Here is a 1,315-nt window from a genome sequence, read left to right as displayed (position 1 = left end):
AAGGGTAATATCCGTCGGAGCATTATTCTGGTTAAGGACGTCAATGGTGAACGTTTTATCGTAGCTTTTACCCCCGGAATCCGTGGTGCGGATTTTGAGATCATGACTAGAGTTGTCATCAAAGTCTAAGAGGTTGCCATTCTTGACTTTTAGTTGATTGCCATCAATTTTAAAGCGACCTTTAGCATCATGTAATAATTTATAAGTATGGCTATCTCCGGCATCAACATCATGGTAGTGATAAATAAGTAGTGATACGACATTTTATTCCCCTTTAATCACACATTTATTAAGTAAAAATATAGCAATTTAAATTTAAAATTATTATAACTAATTATCTTAGCTCTAATAAATACTAATTAAATAAAGCTTACAAAACTGCTAAATTTTTATTAGTCAAAAAAACGTCTTAAGGGAAAAATACACTATCGTAACTATGAATACAGTATCGAATACAGTTTCAGATTTGAAAACGCGACCCAATTGCCCTTACTGCAATTGTGAGCAAACAGTAAAAAATGGAAGCACTCATAATAATAAGCAAAAATATCTCTGTTTCTCTTGGTGCGCATTCCCTAGGTCGGGGAACCCGACCGGGGTCGCACCGCAAAAATTGTAAGAGACAGTTTGTAAAAAATCCGACAAAAAAAACGATATCCTTGTCGATAAAAAAGAGAATCGATCACCTATTACTTGAGAAAATATCTTTAGCCGGTATTGCTCGAACAGTTGGAGTTTCAAAAACATGGCTCCAAAATTATGTTAATAAGAAATATGCGGAAACCCCCCGAGAAATAAAGGTTTCAGAAAAACCGAAAGGAAAGATGACTATTGAATGTGATGAAATGTGGTCTTTTGTAAAAAAAAAGATAATAAACAATGGATTTGGTTAGCTATCGATGGCCGTTGGCCACGCTACGCGAACAAGAAACTAAAGAAATTGTTGGATTTTATCTTGGAGATCGTAGTCGAGAATCAGCAAAGAAATTATGGAAGTCTTTCCCTCCAGTAGTTCGACAATGTGCTGTGTGTTATACAGATTTTTGGGAATCTTATCAAAGAGTAATACCTAAAAAACGCCATAAACCAGTAGCCAAAACAACTGGAAAAACTAATCATATTGAAAGATTAAATAATACCTTAAGACAAAGACTTAGTCGTTTGGTAAGAAAAACATTGTCATTTTCCAAAAAAGAACGAAAATCACTTAGGAGCTATTTGGAATTTTATTCATCACTATAATAAATGTTTGTCGGTTTGATGAGGCCATCACTACATGTTTATCACTACCAGTTGATTGCCATCAATTTTAAAG

General features: G+C 34.3%; 1 pseudogene. It reads left to right on the top strand.

Annotated features, from left to right (window positions below):
• The first annotated feature begins 436 nt into the window (after positions 1–436).
• Positions 437–1,261 (top strand): annotated as a pseudogene (locus F6K49_RS49815) (IS1 family transposase).
• Positions 1,262–1,315 lie beyond the last annotated feature (54 nt).

The sequence above is a fragment of the Moorena sp. SIO3I6 genome (assembly GCF_010672095.1).
This window is presented reverse-complemented; position numbering and strand designations above follow the sequence as displayed.